The following is a 15729-nucleotide window of genomic DNA, read 5'->3' as shown; positions in this document are numbered from 1 at the left end:
GTCAACACCCGCACCTGCTGGCATGATCTGCCCGGATTCGTGGCGTCTCGCCCTGGGTTTGGTGGAGGCTCTACTTGACCCGTTCTCTCATGTGGGAGACGGGGACTTGCGAATAGTAGTCGTTCTCCTTCTCGATCGGTGGGATCGGGCCGACGTCACCGTGAAGGCGGCGTTGGTTGAACCAATCGATGTACTCATCGACAGCGATTTCGAGATCGTCGATGACCCGCCGGGGGCCGCGGTCACGGATTAATTTCGCTTTGAACAGCGGGTTGAACGCTTCGGCCATCGCATTGTCATAGCTGTCGCCTTCGGATCCGACGGACACGACGACTTCGGCGTCCGCGAGGCGTTCGGTGTGTTCAGTAGCAACAGGGTTCAGCAATGAGACCGGATGGGCGGCCGTGCCGAGTTGCGGAACGACGAAGACGAGGACGGCCCACAGCAAGATGGGGAGAAGCAATGCTGTTGCTTCGCTTTTGCTTCGGAGTCCGCTTATCATTCCGATGCTCACGAAGCCCATCAGGAACGCCCAACCTGTGGTGTAGAAGAGCATGATCTGCAGAGCATTTGTTGCAGGGAGCAAGCTGCCAGTGATCACACCTATCGAAATCCAGTTCGTGGCGGCCGAGATGACCAGCACGATAGCCAACCACGCGCCCTGGCCGGCAAGCTTGCCGGCCAGATATCCGACGCTTGACATGGGGCGGCTGAGAACGAGGTCGGAGGTATTCATCTTTCGGTCGCGAAGGGTTGCCTGCACTCCGGCTACGCTTGCAAGGAGGGCCCCGATGAGTACCAGATAGATGACGGTGTTGCTCATGTAGCGAAGCGGCGACACCCCGGTGAACGGATTAGGTGCGATTGTCAGGCCATCCTGGAGAACTTGGTTGTAGACAGCTGTGACGGTCTGGTTCGTCAACCATCCGATGATGCTTGACGCCGCGATCATGCCGAGAAAGACGGCCAGGAGTGTGCGTGGGAGGCGGTCCCGGGAGGCGTTGAGAATCTCGTAACGAATGACGGTGCCCACGTTTCTCATCATTCGTTGCCCAGGCCGTGACCTCCGAGAGGAGGTGGGTGTTCATGAAGACCGTCATACCGAGCTCGCGGTTCATCCGCACAATCGTTTCGCGAAGGGTCTTCACCCCCTGGGGGTCAAGTCCGGACGTGGGCTCGTCCAGAAACAGGACCGACGGCAGGTGCAAGATCGCTTGTGCGATACCCACTCGTTGGCGCATGCCTTTACTGAAGGTGGAGAGCCGTTCGTTTTCATGTCCGGTGAATTCAAGAAAATCGAGGGTCTCGGCGATCCGGTGATCCACGTTGATGACCCCGGAGAGCCTGCCGAAGAACCTGAGGTTCTCCCTCATCGTCAGATTGTCGTACAAGCGTACGTTCTCGGGGAGGTATCCGATATTTGCTCGAACGTTCCGTGGATCCGAGGACACATCGAAACCAGCTACGGTCGCGGTTCCGGAGGTCGGTTCCAACAGCGTTGTGAGGAGAGTGACCGTCGTGGTCTTCCCGGCACCATTGTGGCCGAGCAGCCCGAAAATTTCGCCGTGCTCGACGGTGAGCTCCAACTCCTTGAGGGCGGTTTTTGTGCCGTAACGCCGGGAAAGTCCTCGGGTGGCAATCGCAGTAGTCGACATACCTGAACCATATTCAGGGCTCTGTGAGATGACGGTGAGAGAACAAACACCCTCTCACCGTGATCCCATGCCGCGGGTTCTACCGTTGAGCAAGCTCTCGCACATACCGGGCCGAGCGTGGGAAGGGAGTGGTGGGAATTATCAATCAGGCACACAAGGTCACCACTGCGATGCTAATCAGCTCGACGACGCCCCCCCTACAGCGCCCGTTCGGAAAAATTTTATGACGCATTGTCAGCGGCATCGCTTTACTTGGCCTTGCCACATCCGACTTCGTCCAATCCCGATGGATCCGCAAGATCGGGGGTCTCGCCGCTTTCCTGCACGTCAACACAGACTCTGCAATTTCCCTTGTGTCAGCGAGCCCAACAAACGGTGTTGCGGTGAGGCAATCTCTGTACAAGTTGTGGGTCCCGCCGTGTGGAATGCCGACCCGCGGAACTACCGGGCGCGAACGCCATCCCCAACACCGTTTCGGGCTTCCCAGCCCGCAGCGCCGAGATCTACTACCCCTAGGACGACCCTTCCCGATTTCTTGGGACCACGACCGAGACCGGCCCGATATCGGTCAGCACCATCTTCGTGAGAGAGCCACTCCGGGCGTTCGTGACCTCGCAGGTGCGTTCGTGCTTGTCGTACTCGAGGTGATTTGGTCAGCTCGCCCTCCAACGCGGACTCGAGCATCAGCTTCGTCAGCTGACTCAGCAGACCGCCCTCGCCGCTCAGCGCGACACCCTGCTCACGGGCCCTGCCGATAAGCTGCTCCACCTCTGGCAAGGCGCAGGGGAGTTACGGCCATACCGAGCAGTTTGTCAAAGCTGCGTTGAGCGCTGGGCATACTGAATAGAGTTGTTCTGCGCACTCACCGCTCGGGCGGGGGTCAGGCTGACCCGCGGATCAGGAGATCCATGCCGACCACTAACTCGCGCGCGTCACGCTCGCCGGTCGTCGCGAGCACGTGCTCGAGCAAGCTGGCCGCCGCTTCTGCAAGAGCTGTTTTGTCGATGTTCACCGTGGTGAGTTCGGGGGTCACAAGGCGACCGATGTCGAGCCCGTCCATTCCTATCACCGCGACCTGCTCGGGCACGCGGCAGCCGAGTTGGCGCAGGGCTTTCAGCACGCCGATCGCCATGACGTCGTTGTAGACGAGCACGGCATCGGTTTGCGGAGCGTTCCGCATCAGTGCCTCGGCTGCGGCTATGCCGCCATCGAGGCTCTCGTCGGCCGTGATGGTGGGGCTCCCGGCCCACGCGAGGCCGTTCTCGATCAGGTAGGAATCGAAGATATCCCTGCGCTCTCGGGGCCCGACTTCGGAGTCGATGAACGAGATTCGGCGGTGGCCGGTCGCGACGAGGTGATCGAGCGCAGCGGTCATGCCCGAGGCTACGTCGAGCACGACGCGCGCGTCGAGTCGAGGATGAGCGGGGCCGTCGAGCATGAGGAGAGGAAGCCCCAAGGCCCCCTCGCGCAGCACTCCGGCGGGGAGAAGGGCGATGGTGTCTGAGCGACATCCGGTGAGGGCTAACGCATCCACCCGCGACACGATGGATGCGAGCTGCGCGCGGGCCTTCTCCCGATCAGAGCCGATGTCGCAGAGCAGCACACTCCAGTGCCGCTCCGCCGCTACCCGGCTGAACGCCGATGCGAGCTCCGCGAAATAGGGGTTGCTCAGATCTTCGAGCACGAGTCCGATAGTGGTGGTGCGCCCCTGCACCATGCTCTGGGCATTGCGGTTCGGCCGGTAGTTGAGCTCACCCGCCGCGGCGAGCACGCGGGCTTTCGTTGTCGGGCTGACATCGGCCATATCGTTCAGGGCGCGCGTCACGGTCTGCCGCGAGACGCCGGCGCGCGCAGCCACATCGAGGATCGTGCTGGCCCCGCGTTTTGTTGCCATGACACCGATCATAATGCTAGCGTCAACGATGCCGTGAACGTTCACGGTCACAAATCGTGAACGTTCACGGTTTATGCCTACCGTTGATCGGAGCCGCCGTGCCTCTTCCCCTCGCCTCTGCCTCAGTGGCCTCCGATCAGCGCAGCGCAGCACGGGCGCGGTTTGCGGTCGGTGTGCTGTTCTTCACAAACGGTGCGTTGATCGCGAATCTGCTGCCCCGCTACCCCGAGATCAAGGCCGAGCTCGATCTGACGAATACGGCTTTCGGCGCTGCCGTCGCGGCCTACCCGCTGGGTGCGCTGCTGGTCGGTCTCAGCGCAGGTCTTCTCATCCGCCGCTTTCGCTCCTCACGCGTCGCTATCGCGTCGACGATCGTGACCGCGCTGGGGCTCCTCCTGGCCGGTGCCGCATCGGGCTGGTTCGTACTGGCGTTCGCGCTTTTCCTGGCGGGGGCCATGGATGCCATTACAGACGTCGCCCAGAATTCGCACGGGCTCCGGGTGCAGCGCCTCTACAAGCGCTCGATCATCAATTCGTTCCACGCGGTCTGGTCTCTCGGCGCGGTGACGGGCGGAGCAATGGGTGCGGCTGCCGCCGCCCTGGGAATTCCCCTTCTCACCCATCTGACCGCCTCTGCGATCATCTTCAGTGTCGCCGCTCTCCTCTCCTATCGCTGGCTTCTCCGCGGGCCGGAGCCGACCCTCGACTCACCCTCGCCGGCCCGGCCGGAACCCGCGACAGATCGCCTGGCCGGCGTGCGCGCGCCTGCGCTGAAGGCGGCCGGCCTCGTCGCCCGCTACGCGTTTCTGCTTGCCCTCGTCGTCATTGCCTCGGGCGGTGCGATCGTCGAAGACGCCGGCAGCTCGTGGTCTGCCATCTATCTCTCGAACGTCGTTGGGGCAACCGCCTTCGTCGCAGGGCTTGGCTTCATCTCGTTGCAGGGCATGCAGTTCGTGGGGCGGATGCTCGGGGATCGCATGGTCGACCGTTTCGGCCAGCGCGCCATCGCCCGGCTCGGCGGTCTTCTCGTACTTGTCGGGATGGGTGCTGCGCTCGCTTTTCCGAGCATCCCGGGCACGATCGTGGGGTTCGGCCTGGCCGGCTTCGGCGTCGCAACACTCATCCCGGGTGCGATGCAGGCGGCAGACGAGTTGCCCGGCTTCAAGCCCGGCTCTGGTCTCACCATCGTCGGCTGGCTGCTTCGGCTCGGATTCTTAGTCTCACCGCCGGTCGTGGGCGCGATCGCAGACGCCTCGTCGCTGCGCTTCGGGCTGCTCCTCGTTCCGCTTGCGGGACTCCTCGTCGTGATCTTTGCCCGCGCGCTCGCGACTCGCGCGCCCACTGCCAAGGTGTGACGGCGCCAAGGTGTGACGGCGCCAAGGTCGTCTCACTGCCAGAGCAGCGCGGCCCCGAGGGCACCGCCCAGGTCACCGAGAGCGGTCTGCCGAAGAGCGGGAACGGGGGCTGAGGTAAGAGCGGCCAAGGCGCCTTCCACTCCCGACCGAAAGTGGGGGAGGTACGTGGCGGCGCTTCCGCCCAACACGACGATCGTTGGCCGATGCTGGGTGCAGAGTTCACCGAGGCCCTCGCCGATTCTGGTTCCGTACTCGAGAAAAACACGTTGAGCGCCCGGGTCGCCTTCGCTGGCCGCGTGGGCCAGAACTTCGAGATCGGCGGGAAATCCGGCATGCGTGGCGAGGCGTTGCAGGGCCGTGCGAGAGGCGGTCTGCTCGAGGCAGTGTCGTCGTCCGCAATAGCAGGGTGAACTTGGTGCGTCGACGGTGATGTGCCCGGCTTCCGGATGCACGCCGTCGGCACCGCGAAAGGGTATGCCGCTCCGCATCAGTGCGACGCCCACGCCTGTTCCGAGGGTCATGACGAGAACTCCAGTGTCTAACCGGCCAGCGCCGACGGTCACTTCCGCGAGAGCAGCAGTGACCGCGTCATTGTCGATGCGGCAGTCGACTCCCAGAAGTTCACCGAGTCGGTCGACGAAGTTCCAACCCGAGAGGGCGGGTAGAGATTCTGGGTTGTCGATGACGCCGCCCGCCAGAATGGGGCCGCTGGCGCCGATGCCGACCCTGCTCATTTCACCCTCAGCGCCGGGCGCCGATGCCATCACTGCGCGGATGCTCGAGAGCAGGGTGGGCAGGGCATCGTTTCTGACCGTCGGCGTCGAGACGATGGTCGAAGCCACGATCTGGGTGCCGCGTACGACGACGATGCGGGTAGCGGTTCCGCCGATGTCGATGCCCACGGTCACGTCGCTCACAGGGCTGTCGTCACCTTGCTGCCGTAGGCGAAGGCGCCGGGTACCACCCCGTTCTCGAGGGCAAGGTCTCGTGCTATCAGCTGGGCAACGATCGACCCGGTGACGAGCCCTTCGAGCGAAGTTGATGCACTAGCTCGAATGGTTGTCGTTCCCGCCAGAACCATGTCGCCGATCAGCACGGCATGGGCGCCGGTGGCGGCGAGGTCGGATGCGAGCCGGGCGATCGATCCGTCATCGGATGCCGCGTGAGCGCCGTACAGAAAGACGGTGAGGCCGGGCCCAGCGAGCTCGAAGGGTCCGTGCCGGAACTGGCCGCCGATGTGCCCCTCGATTGCCACTTTAGACGACTCTTTGGTTATCAGACCGGCGAACAGGGCTGTCGCTGCATCGTCTCGCCACCCGACAGCGGCGACCCGAGGTCGTTCACCATCGAGTGTCGTGGCTGCGGTTTCGGCCGTGTCGGTGCTCGTCAGCAGTCGGGTGACAATGCCGGCCAGACGGTCTGCCTCGTGGTTGACGGCCGAGACGTTGCGGCCGTTGAGCGCGGCGGCGAGCTGGGCGTGAACGACGAGGGAGTTGAGGTAGCTCTTTGTGCTCACGGTGGCCTCGGGGCCGGAGTGCAGCGGGAGGAAGAGCTCCGCAGTTTCGGCCAGCGGGCTGTTGCTGTCGGCCGTGATTCCGACGATCGTTCTGGGGCGGGCGGGGTCTTCCTCGAGCCGGTCGAGGAGGGCGACGACCTCACCGCTGGCACCGGATTGTGACGTGATGACGAGCAGCGTGTCGGGTGTGAGGAGCCCCGGGGTGTCGAGCAGCTGGCCGGTGTCGATCGCCCAGGCCGGCCGTCCCTTGGCCGTCAGATTTCGCCAGGTGGGGATGCCGACGAAGTGGGAGCTGCCCATGCCGGTGAATACGATCCGGCTGAAGGACTGGGGGTCGAGTTCGCGGAGACCGGACGGAGTCGCTGCCCCAGCCAGGGCGCGGAGCGCATCGGGCTGAGCTTCGATGTCTGCCTCGAATGGTGTGTTGGCGGTCATGACTGGTGGTGCCTTTCAGAGGGTGTGCGAGAACGCTGACAGAGCATCGGCGGGGGTTGTTCCGAGGAGTTGAACGGCGATGTTCGCCCCGATCATCGCCGTGGGGAGGTTGATGTTGCCGCGACTGATTGCGGGCATGATCGACGCATCAGCGACGTAGAGCCCGGTCACCCCTCTCACGGCGCCGGTGGAGTCGACCACCGCGGCCGGATCGGTGGCCGGCCCCATTTTGCAGCTTCCCGCCGGGTGGCAGTAGTTGACGATGTCGTCGAGCGGGCGATGCGCGCGTGGCACGGGTTCGCCGAGAATCGCTGCGAGGGCGGGTTCTGCCGCCATGGTGGTGAGGAGGTCGAGTGCTTCGCCGAGCACCTGACGGTCGTAGCCCTCGGGGTCTGTTCCGTAGCGGTGATCGATGACGGGGCGAGTGACGTCGAGGTCGCTGCCCAGGGTCACGGTTCCTTCGGAGCGGGCACGCATGGCGCCGCCGTAGAGAGAGATCGGCGGCAGGCCAGGGTGCCCGCTGTTCGACCCGGCGACCATGAACACGTGGATGTCGTACGGCCCGTCATCGCAGACGGAGGACTTCTTGCGGCCGACGGTCTGCTCATCGGGGAACCAGGGCAGCGTTTCGAGGTCGTGCACGAGCCCTGGCCGGCCTGCGAAGTCAAGTGCGACGCAGGCGTGGTCGAGAAGGTGCTTTCCCACACCCGGTACGTCGGAGACGACCTCGATTCCCAGCTCGGCGAGCTCCCCGGCGGGCCCGATTCCAGATCGGAGGAGAAGCGCCGGCGAGTGGTAGGCGCCAGCGGCTATCACGACACGGTTGGCAGTGATGTGATGCGTTTCACCGTCTGGTGTTCTCACCCACGCCCCGACGGCGACGCCGTCGCAAACATCGATACGTTCCGCAGCGGTGTTCCCAGCGATGGTCAGGTTGGGGCGTTCGCGAACGGCGTCGAGAAAGGCGAAGGCCGAGTTCCACCTGACGCCGTCGACGATGTTGACCGGCATGGGGCCGATTCCCTCTGCAGCCCCGATGTCGTCGAGGTCGTCTGCGAAGGGCAGGCCGCCGGCGATTCCGGCGTCGACGAAGGCGCGTTGTGGTTCGGTGAGTTCGGTCATGGTGTACCGGCGCACGCGAAAACGCGCTCGAGCCCATTCGAGTAGCGGCAGTACCTGTTCTGCTTCCCAGCCGGGGTTTCCGCGGCGAGCCCAGTCGTCGTAGTCTTCTGCGGCGCCGATGGAGGCCGTGCACCCGTTGTGGGAGGAGCAGCCTCCGAGCACGCGTGCGCGGGGTAGATCGAGTGTGGTGTCTCCGGCTGAGGAGGTTGTGGTGAGGTCGTAGTCGTGAGACAAGGGGATCGCCCGGGCATCGAGAACGTCAGCGGGCCATCCTGCGTCTGCAGCGGCTCCATAGTCTGGCCCCGCCTCGAGCAGAAGGATGCTCTCATCGCTGTGTGCGGCGAGCAGGCCCACGAGGGCGGCCCCGCCCGTGCCGCCGCCGATGACAAGGGTATCGACCCGGTCGGGTAGAGACGGTCTGGGGTGGGGTATGGGTGAGGTCGCGGTCTTCGCCAATCTGGGTGTGTGGATGGTTTTCACAATGTCTGCCGGAGGGGCGCCTGCTGTGGCCGCCGCGTGTCGACGGAAGGGCATGTCAACTGATGTCGGGGAGTTCCCCGGCGTGCTTCATCCACTCCCGCTTGCCTGGTCGGAGGTTGCGGCCGAAGAGGATGATCAGGCCGACGAGCACGTAGAGCCCTGCGATGAAGGGTGCGAGGAGAACGGGGTAATCGGGCAGCGGCACGATGCTGTTGTAGCCGATGACGATCAGCGCGGCCGTCGAGATGATCGGTGCGACGACGTGGGCCCAGATGCTGAATTCCGCTCTCACCCGGGTGCGGAAGAAGCGGAACGCGGCGATGTTCATCATGATGAAGATGGGGATGTAGATGAAGGTGCCGGTTGTTCCGAGCGTGTTGAACAGGTTGTATGGGCCGAGTAGCAGCCCGAGTCCGATGCAGACGATGAGTGCGAGGGCAGACTGGGCGAGTACGGCGGCGACGGGCGTGCGGTGCACGGGGTGCGTCTTGGTGAGAAACCCAGGGAGTGCGTCGGTGCGGGCGATGCCATAGAGGGTGCGGGTGGCGCTCGTGGTGCAGGCGATGCAGACACCGAGCCCAGAGTTGACCAGTGCAATCAGAACAATGATGGATGCCCCGTTCCACAGCCGGTCGGAGAGAACGAACGCTGGCGCCGTCGGCGAGTTCGCGAGGGAGTCGAGATCGTCCGTTCCCCACCCGATCTGCAGGCCCCAGGCGGTGACGACGTAGAAGATGCCGATCAACACGAGGGAACCGATGATGGCCTTCGGGATGATGCGCTTGGGGTCGCGTGATTCCTCGCCCACGGCGGCGGCACTCTCGAACCCGGTGAAGGCGAAGATGGAGAGCACGACCGCGAGAAAGAATCCGCTGGAGTTGGTGATGTTGGCGGGATTGAATCCTGATACATTCACGCCGCCAGGGCCGGGGTTGAAGATTCCGGTGAGTGCGAGCCCCAATCCGACGATCATCTCGAAGCAGGTCATGACGACGAGGAATCGCACAGAGATGGCGATACCTCGATAGGCGCAGGCGAAGCAGATGAGCAGAATGATGCTGGAGTAGACCCACCACGGAATACCGATGCCATATTTGGCGGAGAGCTCGTCTTGCAGAACCGCTCCGGTGAAGGCGGCGAGAGCGGCCGGCACGACCGAGACCGAGATGCCGTACAACCAGCCGGTCATGAACCCGGCTTTGGGGCCGATGCCCGCTGACACGTACGTGTAGAAGCCTCCGGCAGAGGGAAGATGGCGGGCCAGCCCGACCAGGGGTGCTGCGAGGGTGAGGCAGATGAGAAACGCAGCCAGGTAGGTCAGCGGCGCGGTTTTACCCGCCTGGGTCGTGGTGAACGCGATCGTGTAGAAGATTCCGAGCGTGGGTGAGATCTGGGCGATCGCTTGCATGAGCGCCCCGCCCAAGCCGATGGTGCCGGTGCTCAAAGTTGTGCTGAGGGTGTCTGTCGACACGCCAGGGTACGTTTTTTCAGACGTCATGCGCTTCTCCGGTCGTTGGGGCATCGTTGCCAGCGGAACCAAAGTAACACATAAATAGTGCGAATGAACATATCAGTGTTCATATAAACCGAAGAAGATTTTCGTCAACCGGTGAGCTGCACGCGTCGCGACGAAACGGTGAGTGCGTCGAGGGAACGCTCGTCGAGGCCCCCGTCGACGATGATCAGGTCGGGGGTGTCGATTCTGCAGATCTCCACAAAACCCACCCGGCCGAACTTGCTCGAGTCGACGCACGCAATGACCTCCCCGGCGCTCTCGAGCGCAGCTCGCTTGATGCCGGCGTCGTCGGTGTTCCATTCCGTGAATCCTTGAAGCGGCGAGAAGGCGCTCGCCGTGAGGAGGTAGCGGTCGAAGTGGTGTCGTTTGAGGTAGTCGATGGTGTCTGGACCGCTGATGCTGAGCTCGCCTGCCCTGATGCGGCCCGGCGGGAGCATCAGTGTCACGCTGGTCGAGCGATTCAGAGCCCATGCCACGCGCAGCGACAGGGGGCAGATGGTGATCGCTCGGTCGCCGAGTGCTTCGGCTATCGCGATTCCGGTACTCCCGCCGTCGAGAAGAATGGTTTCGCCGTCGTCGATGGTTTCGGCGACCGCTTCTGCGATGGCGCGTTTGTGCGCGACGTTCGTGTGCTCACGCACCCCGAAAGGGGGTTCGTAACTGCTTCCCGCCGAAAGCTTGGCCCCGCCATGGAAACGCCGGAGGACACCTCTGCCCTCGAGCGTTTCAAGATCACGACGAATCGTCATCTCGGCGACCCCGAGGCTCGCACCGAGCTCAGTGACGCTCGAGGAGCCTGACCCCTGAAGGATCTCCAATATTGCCTGATGGCGCTGTTCTTTCGAAATACTCACAAGACACAGACTAGATTCTCCCGGCTGTAGCCAGACCGGCGAACGGCAGACTACCTGCCAGACGCGGGCGCAAGAGGCAGCCAGACGCGCATTGTCGACGGCCCTCGGTTCGCCCAGGCGAAGTATGGCGTCAGCTCGGCGCTGGCGAGTCGGGATGAGTCGCGATCGGTCTGACGCCTCGTGGACTGAGCGTACGGCCACAGAGCATCGCTGTGGTCTACGCGGAGGCGTATCGCGGCTTGTGCGCCGTTTGCCGTCAGTACGAGCGGAACATCGGGGTCGATCTCGACCGTCTCTGTGCTGAACCCGGCGGGCAGGTCGGGTGACTCCAGTACGAGCACGAGCGGGCCGCGCTCGACCGCGACGGTACCGCGAGCGGCATCGATTCTGGGATGCGGGTGCACGATGCGAGGCTGCATCGGCAAGCGGAGTTCGATGCAGTCGCCCGCCGTGAACTGGCGTGCCACGATCAGTTCGGTACCATCGGCAGCGAGGTGCACACCCCCGATGCTGGCGGTCGCCGCCCCCCGAGCCCAACGCGGTATGCGCAGTGTGACCGTCGCGTCGACATCGCTCTGCACGGTGACCCGCACGGCTCCGTCGAACGGGTACCCCGATTCGACGTGCAACGCCACGACGCGCCCGTCGGGCAGCGTCGTCTTCACCGAGTAGTCGCCGAACTGGTGCAGCTGAACGCCGTGGTCGTCGGCTGTGGCGAAGTACAACCCCACGCTTGCCAACGTGCGGGCCACGTTGGTCGGGCAGCACGAGACCTCGAACCACGGAGCGCGCAGACTGGCCTCGGCGCGCTCGCTGAGCGCTTCTTCACTCGGCTCAGTGCCTTCGGTTCGCTGTTGCAGCGTGTTGGTGTAGTAGAACGCCCGGCCGTCTTCCCGTGGCGACGCGAGGATGTTGTTCAGCAGTGTGCGCTCGATGAGGTCGGCATAGGCGCTCTCGCCGGTCTCGAGCAGCAATCGCCAACTGAGCATCACAGAGCCGATTCCGGCGCACGTCTCCGAGTACGCCCGGTCGGCCGGCAACTCGTAGTCGTCGCCGAAAGCCTCGTCTTGGTGGTGCGACCCCATTCCGCCCGTGATGTAGGTGCGGCGCGAGACGGTGTTCTTCCACTGCAGCGCAATGGCATCGGCGAGCTGGCGGTCGTGCGTCTCTGTGGCTACGTCGAGAGCCCCGCTGGCGAGGTACAACGCCCGAACGGCGTGCCCGCGCAGTACAGTAGCGTCGCGCACGGGCATGTCGTCTTGAAAATACTCGTGGCCGAAGAGAATGGTGGTCGCGAGCATCCCGTTGCCGCGTCGTTCGACGAACAACTGCGCCATGTCGAGGTAGCGTGCCTCGCCCGTGGCCCGTGAGAACTCGGCGAGGGCTACCTCGATCTCCGGATGCCCGCAGAGAGCAATGCGCCCGTCGGGGCCGAACTCGCGGTAGACGTGGTCGGCAGCCCTTCTGGCGACCCGCACGATCTCATCGTTGGGGTACCCGCCTCGGATTCTGGCCACCGCCGCTTGAAGGAGGTGCCCGGCGCAGTACAACTCGTGCCCCCACTCGAGGTTCGAGTAGCGGAGGGGTTGACCCGGGTGACCGAAGCTCGTGTTGAGGTATCCGTCGTCGTCTTGCGCCGCCGCGACCCGCGCCACGAGCGCCCGGTAGCGGGCCTCGAGACTGGCGTCGGCCCGACGGGCGAGCTCCCAGGCCATCGCCTCGAGCAGCTTGTAGATCTCGGAGTCGACGAACTCGATGCCTGCGTGGTTGCCGCCGATGATGCCGTCGGCCACTTTGTCGAAGTTCGAGATCCAGCCGATGCGTTCCATCCAGGTCTCGCAGTGCGCCAGAATGACGTCGGCGTTCAGGCTCTGGCGTTCACCCCAGAAGCCGCCGTCGATGGCGATTTCGTCGGGGCCGAGCGGGCGAAGGCGCGAATGGCTCGGCGCCACAGGGCCGCCTCGGGTGGAGCGGTCGGGTGTGCCGTCGGGAACGCCGTCGAAGTCGGTCTCGGGTGACAGCGCGAGATCATGTGGCAAGAGACACCTGGGCTTCTTCTCGGAGGTAGATGGGAATGTGAGACAGGGGAGCCTCGGCCGTGATGCTCTGGCCCGGGGCGAGCGAGGCGCCCGTGTACGCGTCGATCCAGCGGCCGCTGCCCGGGGTGCCCGGCAGGTACACCGACCGTTCTGTAATGCCTGGCGCGGTGACCGGGCAGACGAGAATGTCGGGGCCGAAGAGAAACTGATCGTCGATCATCCAGGCGCCCGGGTCGTCGGGGTAGTCGACGAACAGGGGCCTCATGGGAGGCAGACCGGTGGCCGCCGCGAGGCGCATCTGGTCGTGAATGTAGGGCCGTAGCCGCTCGCGCAGCTCGAGCACCTCACGCAGCAGTGCGAAGGTCTCGTCACCGAACGACCACACCTCGTTCGGTCCGCCGGTCATGGCGTAGCCCGTGGGCGTGCGCGGCTCGCGGTCGCCGTGCAGGCGAAACAGCGGGCAGAAGACGCCGTACTGAAACCAGCGCGTGACGAGTTCTTGATACGCCGGGTCGCTTGCGTTGCCGCCGTGAAAGCCGCCGATGTCGGTGGTCCACCACGGAATACCCGAGATGGCGATGTTCAGCCCGGCACGCACCTGCTCGTCGAGCGAGCCCCACGTTGCCGGAATGTCGCCCGACCAGACAGCGGCGCCGTACTTCTGTGAGCCCGCCCACGCCGAACGGCACAGCAGTACGGTGGGCTGCTGCCCGGCCGCGGCCATTCCCTCGGCGAACAGCCGCGCGTTGTCACGCGGATAGATGTTGGCCACTTCGGCCCCTGGCCCCGCGTACAGGTGCATGTTCGCCGGATGTGCGGGGTTCAGCTCGGGCTCAGAGGCATCGAGCCAGAACACCCGGATGCCCGCGTCGAGGTAGTTCTGAGAGACCAGCCCCCACACGTACTCGCGTGTCTCGGGGTTCGACGGATCGTAGAAGCCCACGGGCATCGGTGTGGCCATGCCTTTGTCTTGGATGGACTGCAGAAACTCCACGCCCTGGTCGGTTCCCACCAGAAGACCGCGGTCGCGGTAGTCGGCGAAGTTCTCCGACAGTGGCGAGATGGTGGGCCAGATCGACACCATGAGGTGCACGCCGAGGGAGGCGAGTTCGGCGACCATGGCGGGTACGTCGGGCCACTCCGTTTCGTCGAAGCGGTAGTCGCCCATGGCCGACCAGTGAAAGAAGTCGGCGACGATCACCGAGAGCGGCAGGCCGAGCCTGGTGTGTTCGCGGGCGACAGTGAGCAGTTCATCCTGGGTTCGGTAGCGCAGCTTCGACTGCCAGAAGCCACTCGCCCACTCTGGTAGCTCGGGGGTGTGCCCGGTAGCGTCGGCGTAGCGCCCGAGAATGGCGGCGGGGGTGGGCGCAGCGGTGATCCAGTAGTCGATCTCGCGGGCCTGGTTCACCTGCCACCGGGTGACGTTCTCGGCGAATTCGACGCGGCCGACGGCGGGCATGTTCCACAGCAGGCCGTAGCCGCGGTCAGAGAGCACGAACGGGATGTTCACCTCGGCGTTGCGTTGCACGAGGTCGAGCGACAGACCTTTGATGTTGAGCCGGCCGTGGGTGCGCTGGCCCATCCCGAAGAGCTTCTCGCCGGGGTAGGCCGCGAACTGCTGATGAATCTCGTAGGCACCGGAGCCGTTGCCGAGAAACACCCGGGCGCCGGGCTGCCAGAAGTGCTCGCGGCTCTCGGCCAGCAGTTCAGCGCCGGTGGAGGTGCGGGTGAACGTCAGCTGCGGCTCGGGGTAGGGCTCGGCCTCGTCGAACGTCACTGTCACGGTGAGCTCGCCGTTGACGAGCCGTGCTCCGCGAGACGTCGTTTCTACCACGACGCTCCCGTTTACAGTGGGTGGTGCCTCGACGTCGAGGGCGCCCACGCTCGAGCTGGGCAGGCGGTAGAGCGCCGCGCGCACGCGTGCGCTGTCGGTGCCCCATGCTTCGATGCGCAGCACTTCGTGCCCGTGCCGCACCTCGAGCGAAGTGGGCGAGGGAAGGTAGCTCACCATGGTCAGTCCTTGACCGCGCCGGCGGTCACACCGGCGGCAACATATCGTTGGGCAACAATGAGCAGTACCGCGGCCGGAATCGAGGCGACGACGGCGGTGGCCATGATCGAGTTCCATTCCTGGTTGTTGTTGCCGATGTATTTGTAGATGCCCAGGGTGATGGGCTGGATCTTGCCGCCGCCGTCGAGTGTCGAGGCGAAGATGAAGTCTGACCAGGCCCACAAGAAGGCGAACAGCGACACCGTGACGATGGAGTTGCGGCTGATCGGCAGAACGATCGAGACGAACGTTCGCCAGCTGCTGGCACCGTCGATCTTTGCGGCCGACATGAGTTCGTCGGGAATCGCCGACATGAACGCGGTGAAAAGGAGCACGCCGAACGGCACGGCGATGGTCGAGTCTGCGATGATCAGCCCGGGTAGGGAGTTCAGGATGCCCAGGTTGAGGTAGATCGCGTAGAACCCCATTGCCATGATGATGCCCGGAATCATCTGCGAGATCAGAAACACGAAGCTGAGCGCTCCGCCGCCGCGCGGTCGGAGCTTGGCCAGCGCGTAACCGGCCGGTGCCGAGAGCACCAGGGTCACGATCACGGTGCCGAGGCCCACGATCAGGCTCGTGGCAAGGTAGGGCAGCTGCTGTGAGACGACGGCCTGGTAGCCCGAGAACGTGGGGTCGATGGGAAACCAGTTGGGCGGGCTCTTACGCATGTCGGTGGTCTTCGTCAGTGAGACGTTGATCATCCAGTAGATCGGGAACAGCATGACAGCGGTCAGTACGACGCCGATCAGGGTGATGTACCAGGTCTTGCGCGGGCGCCGGGCCTTGGATGCCGATGCGCCGGCGGCCGTG

The 15729-nt window shown here is 64.4% G+C and carries 11 protein-coding genes and 2 pseudogenes; 1 reads left to right on the top strand and 12 read right to left on the bottom strand.

Annotated elements, in window-relative coordinates; translation table 11 throughout:
• Nucleotides 1-70 precede the first annotated feature (70 nt).
• From D4765_RS03250 to D4765_RS03235, 4 genes and pseudogenes are all read right to left on the bottom strand, one after another.
• Nucleotides 71-1033, bottom strand: coding sequence for an ABC transporter permease subunit (locus D4765_RS03250; protein ID WP_237280226.1), 963 nt, complete (start codon nt 1031-1033; stop codon nt 71-73).
• A 100-nt stretch (nt 1034-1133) separates the two neighbouring features.
• Nucleotides 1134-1655 (bottom strand): annotated as a pseudogene (locus D4765_RS19580) (ABC transporter ATP-binding protein); the annotation flags it as partial.
• A 518-nt stretch (nt 1656-2173) separates the two neighbouring features.
• Nucleotides 2174-2423, bottom strand: a pseudogene (locus D4765_RS20085) (transposase); the annotation flags it as partial.
• 112 nt (nt 2424-2535) lie between these two features.
• Nucleotides 2536-3549, bottom strand: a complete 1014-nt coding sequence (locus D4765_RS03235; protein WP_161580335.1) for a LacI family DNA-binding transcriptional regulator — start codon at nt 3547-3549, stop codon at nt 2536-2538.
• Between the two features lie 98 nt (nt 3550-3647).
• Here D4765_RS03235 and D4765_RS03230 point away from each other — a divergent pair, with 98 nt between their 5' ends.
• A complete protein-coding gene (locus tag D4765_RS03230) occupies nt 3648-4904 on the top strand; it encodes an MFS transporter (protein ID WP_136640787.1) in 1257 nt (418 codons plus the stop codon).
• Between the two features lie 32 nt (nt 4905-4936).
• Here D4765_RS03230 and D4765_RS03225 read toward each other — a convergent pair whose 3' ends face one another.
• The 8 genes from D4765_RS03225 to D4765_RS03190 form a co-directional block, all read right to left on the bottom strand.
• Nucleotides 4937-5821 carry an ROK family protein gene (locus D4765_RS03225; protein ID WP_161580334.1) on the bottom strand — a complete coding sequence of 295 codons (885 nt, stop codon included), beginning with the start codon at nt 5819-5821 and terminating at the stop codon, nt 4937-4939.
• Complete coding sequence (locus D4765_RS03220; RefSeq protein ID WP_136640785.1) at nt 5818-6855, bottom strand: SIS domain-containing protein; 1038 nt, start codon at nt 6853-6855, stop codon at nt 5818-5820. The genes D4765_RS03225 and D4765_RS03220 overlap by 4 nt, the downstream gene beginning before the upstream one ends.
• A 15-nt stretch (nt 6856-6870) precedes the next feature.
• The gene (locus D4765_RS03215; protein ID WP_161580333.1) at nt 6871-8433 is read right to left on the bottom strand and encodes a GMC family oxidoreductase; all 1563 of its coding nucleotides are present in this window, start codon (nt 8431-8433) and stop codon (nt 6871-6873) included.
• A gap of 79 nt (nt 8434-8512) precedes the next feature.
• Nucleotides 8513-9955: an APC family permease gene (locus tag D4765_RS03210; protein WP_161580332.1), complete on the bottom strand. Its 1443-nt coding sequence runs from the start codon at nt 9953-9955 to the stop codon at nt 8513-8515.
• A gap of 104 nt (nt 9956-10059) precedes the next feature.
• Nucleotides 10060-10827, bottom strand: coding sequence for a DeoR/GlpR family DNA-binding transcription regulator (locus D4765_RS03205; protein ID WP_161580331.1), 768 nt, complete (start codon nt 10825-10827; stop codon nt 10060-10062).
• Between the two features lie 50 nt (nt 10828-10877).
• On the bottom strand, nt 10878-12866 hold the full coding sequence (locus tag D4765_RS03200) for a glycoside hydrolase family 127 protein (RefSeq protein ID WP_338054616.1): 1989 nt from the start codon (nt 12864-12866) through the stop codon (nt 10878-10880).
• Entirely contained in the window at nt 12856-14877 is a 2022-nt protein-coding gene (locus tag D4765_RS03195) for a glycoside hydrolase family 31 protein (RefSeq protein WP_136640781.1), read from the bottom strand. Before D4765_RS03195 ends, D4765_RS03200 begins: the two co-directional genes overlap by 11 nt.
• A gap of 2 nt (nt 14878-14879) precedes the next feature.
• Nucleotides 14880-15641 carry a carbohydrate ABC transporter permease gene (locus D4765_RS03190; RefSeq protein WP_237280233.1) on the bottom strand — a complete coding sequence of 254 codons (762 nt, stop codon included), beginning with the start codon at nt 15639-15641 and terminating at the stop codon, nt 14880-14882.
• Between the last annotated feature and the right edge of the window lie 88 nt (nt 15642-15729).

This window comes from Subtercola vilae, assembly GCF_004923255.1.
Taxonomy (GTDB): Bacteria; Actinomycetota; Actinomycetes; order Actinomycetales; family Microbacteriaceae; genus Subtercola; species Subtercola vilae.
This window is presented reverse-complemented; position numbering and strand designations above follow the sequence as displayed.